Annotated in this window: 2 protein-coding genes; both read left to right on the top strand. The window is 38.5% G+C overall.

The window, feature by feature from the left end; all coding sequences use genetic code 11:
• Nucleotides 1-721 precede the first annotated feature (721 nt).
• On the top strand, nt 722-1720 hold the full coding sequence (locus BW935_RS17935) for a virulence RhuM family protein (RefSeq protein ID WP_076503158.1): 999 nt from the start codon (nt 722-724) through the stop codon (nt 1718-1720).
• A gap of 631 nt (nt 1721-2351) precedes the next feature.
• Complete coding sequence (locus BW935_RS17925) at nt 2352-3353, top strand: PDDEXK nuclease domain-containing protein (protein WP_076503156.1); 1002 nt, start codon at nt 2352-2354, stop codon at nt 3351-3353.
• The last annotated feature ends 506 nt before the right edge of the window (nt 3354-3859 follow it).

The raw sequence follows: 3859 nt of genomic DNA, 5'->3' as shown, positions 1-3859 counted from the left end.
GAACCACTAATTTCTCGAATTACACTAATGGGAATTTTAAGGATTTGTGAAGTGGTAGAGGTTTGAAGGTTACTTTTTAGGTTTGAAATGTTTTTGAATTTGTAGCGCTGAAGCGCTGGGATTGGCACGAAGGGAACGCGCAGAAGTTCATTGGTAATTGCCACGGAGGCTCGGAGGAGCACGGAGGGAGAGTTTGAAAACTGTAATTAGGAAAGTCCAAGCCCGCCTGCATCGGACAGGTCTGAAGGCTTGAACAAGTTGGACCCTTCCCAATGGCTATGGAGATAAACACATCCAGATAAATCCGTATATTATAAGCATTGATAATTTCGTATATTTGATTAAAATAAATTGATGTGAATTTGGAGATCAGAAAAATTGAATTTGTTAAGAATTTCTAAAAATTGAAAACGAGGAGGTTTTATCCCGATTAGAAAAACGTTGAATAAAGAAATTAAAAATTCTATAGAAAATCCTTTTAACCCAACGAGTAGTGAGGACTTAAATAAAAGATTAGATCAGTGAGAGTCTAATTTCCAAAACAATAGATATAAAATCAGTTCTGAATTTTTAGCCAAATACAAATAATGTAGGACGAATTAAATGAAATTTTGTGGGTTTGAGAGGATATCATCAATTGAAGAGATTGAATTGAGCTTGAAATTTTTTTGAATTTAGAGAGCCATATGCATATAGGAGTAGAACTCAAAGGAGAAATTATATGACAACCGACATCCTTATATACCAAAACCAAGAAGGCAATATCAAAATAGATGTTCGCTTGCAGGAAGAAACCGTTTGGCTTACCCAATCTCAAATGGGGCAATTATTTGGTAAGGACAAACGCACCATTAGTGAGCATATCAGCAATATCTACAGTGAGGGTGAATTGGAGAAAAGTTCAACTATCCGGAAATTCCGGACAGTTCAAATCGAAGGCAATCGGAAGGTAGAGCGTGAGCTTGACCACTACAATTTAGATATAATCATATCGGTGGGCTATCGGGTAAAGTCGGTTCAGGGTACACAATTCCGTATTTGGGCAACCCAGCGATTAAAGGAATACATTATCAAAGGCTTTACGCTTAATGACGACCGCTTTAAGTCGGGCAGCTCAATGAACTATTTCAACGAACTGCAAGAACGTATTCGGGAGATACGCCTTTCGGAGAAATTCTTCTACCAAAAAATCAAAGACATCTACGCTACCAGTATCGACTATGACCCGAAAGACGAAAAAACCATTGAATTTTTCAAAATCGTGCAAAACAAACTGCTTTGGGCCATCAGCGAGCAAACCGCAGCCGAATTGGTGTACAGGCTTGTGGATGCCAGTTTGCCATTGATAGGAATGCTTTCTTACGACAAAAAACAAGTGTCTTCCATTAAAAAAAACGAAGTGAGCATAGCCAAAAATTATTTGAATGAAAATGAAATGAAACTTTTGGGCTTGTTGGTGGAGCAATATTTGGCATTCGCTGAGACAATGGCGCAACAGCAAACGCCAATGTATATGAAAGATTGGATTGAGCGATTGGATACCATTTTGCAATTGAACGGCAGGGAGTTGTTGACCAACGCAGGTAAAATCTCTCATAAAATGGCATTGGAAAAATCAGGAGAAGAATACGAGAAATTCAAACAACAGCAAAAAGCCATAGAAAAGGAGGCGAGTTTAAGAGAGTTGGAGGAAGACATAAAGAAGCTGAAAAAGTCCTGAACTGGGTGAATTGCCACGGAGGCTCGGTGGAGCACGAAGGGATGGAAGGAAATGAAATTGTTTAATTGCTTAATTGCTTAACTGTTTAGAAGGGAGGATACCACGAATTACTCTCCTGCCTGCGGCAGGCAGGAATTACACGAAATTGGATTTTAGGAGTTTGAGATGTGAAGGAGGTTTTAAAAATGGATAAGGGAGTTTGAGGAGTTTTTGAATTTGGAGCGCTGAAGCGCTGGGATTGGCACGAAGGGATTGCGCATAGATCCTTTAGTAATTTGCCACAGAGGCTCGGTGGAGCAGGGAGAGACAGTTTGAAAACTGTAATTAGGAAGGTCCAAGCCCGCCTGCATCGGACAAGTCTGAAGACTTGAACCAAATGGGGTTATTGTTTTGGTTTGGGTATGGCGTTTCCTACCCTTTGTATTGGGATTGGTTTTTATGGTATGTCTTGGATCCAACCCTTGATTTCTTGGATCCTGTAAGTGGATCAAGAAGGTTCAGGGTTTGGTTTGCGATATTTTGGGGAAGAAAGTTGGGGGTGGTGGTGGTTGGGAAATGTTAAAATTGAGAAAAAGCATTACCCCTTAGAACCTGAGCTTTATTCTATTTACCTGATTTACTATCTTGCAGTATGGGCGGACTAACAAAACGACAAGTAGAATTTTTTGAACGTGTTGCTGACTTATTAAAAAGAGCAAGAAACTCGATTGTTAGGTCTATTAACCAAACTATGGTTCAGACTTACTTTGAAATAGGTAGGTTAATAGTTGAGGAAGAGCAAGGTGGGAAAGTAAGAGCTGAGTATGGAAAACATATAATTCATGAACTCTCTTTACGTCTAACAAAAGAATTTGGCAAGGGCTTTTCCCAAAGGAACCTTGAACAAATGAGGCAATTTTATCATGTTTATTCAAAAGCGCAGACACTGTCTGCGGAATTTGGATTAAGCTGGTCACATTATCTGAAATTGATGAGGATAGAGAATGAAGAGGAGAGAAAATTTTATGAAATTGAAACCACAGCTAATAATTGGAGTTTAAGAGAGCTTCAGCGACAATTTGATTCTGCTCTTTATGAGAGATTAGCTTTAAGCCGTGATAGAAAAGGAATAAAAGAATTGTCAGAGGAAGGACAAATAATAGAAAAAGCCGAAGATTCTTTAAAAGACCCTTATGTTCTTGAGTTTATGGGACTGCCTGACGAATTCAGGTATTCTGAAAGTGATTTTGAACAAAAGCTTATTGATAAACTCGAACATTTCTTGCTAGAACTGGGAAAGGGATATACATATGTGGGAAGGCAGGTCAGATTTACTTTTGATGATAAGCACTTTCGAGTTGATTTAGTTTTTTATAATAGAATCCTTCAATGTTTTGTGTTAATTGACCTGAAAATTGGTGAACTTACTCATCAGGATTTAGGACAAATGCAAATGTATGTCAACTATTATGACAGATTCGTCAAACTAGAACATGAAAACAAAACCATTGGCATAGTCCTATGCAAGAAAAAGAATGATACTTTAATTGAGATTACTTTGCCAGAGGGCAATAATCAGATTTTTGCCAGTAAATATCAGACTGTATTACCAAGCAAAGAAGATTTGAGACATCTCATTGAAACTAAAGAATAAATCAACAAGCCACTGGTATTTATCCTTCTAGGATTGAGCTCTGATTAGTGTGGAAATCTATCATTGTTCCGGTAGCTATGAATAGTAGCTACTGAGTATGCATAAGGCGTATCGATTAAATTGTGCGACACGGCTTACATCCGCAGGGTGAAGGAAGGAAAGGGGGAAGAGAAAAGGGTACAAAGCACGAAGTACAATCCGCCACGGTGGACAAGTTGAACCAAGTAAAAGAGGAAAAAAGGGGAAAGGAGAAAGGTTAAAGGGGGTAGAGATTGATATATGCTTTGCGATATATAGTAGATATTTGCCTTCGGCGATATATGGAGAGTTGGTCAGAATTCGAAGTTCATCAGTAAAATATCGAATTACGAAGGAAAAAAACAATGTTTAACTGCTTAACTGTTTAGAAGGGAGGGTAATCTTTAAACGAGGGGTAAGTTTTAAATTTATGGTCTTTGTACACTTAACGGTGAACGCTTAACGCCCAAAATGGCACAGTTTGAACC

Source organism: Belliella pelovolcani, assembly GCF_900156785.1.
GTDB classification, from domain to species: domain Bacteria; phylum Bacteroidota; class Bacteroidia; order Cytophagales; family Cyclobacteriaceae; genus Belliella; species Belliella pelovolcani.
The sequence above is the reverse complement of the archived record's forward strand: the minus strand, read 5'-3'. Positions and strand labels throughout refer to the sequence as shown.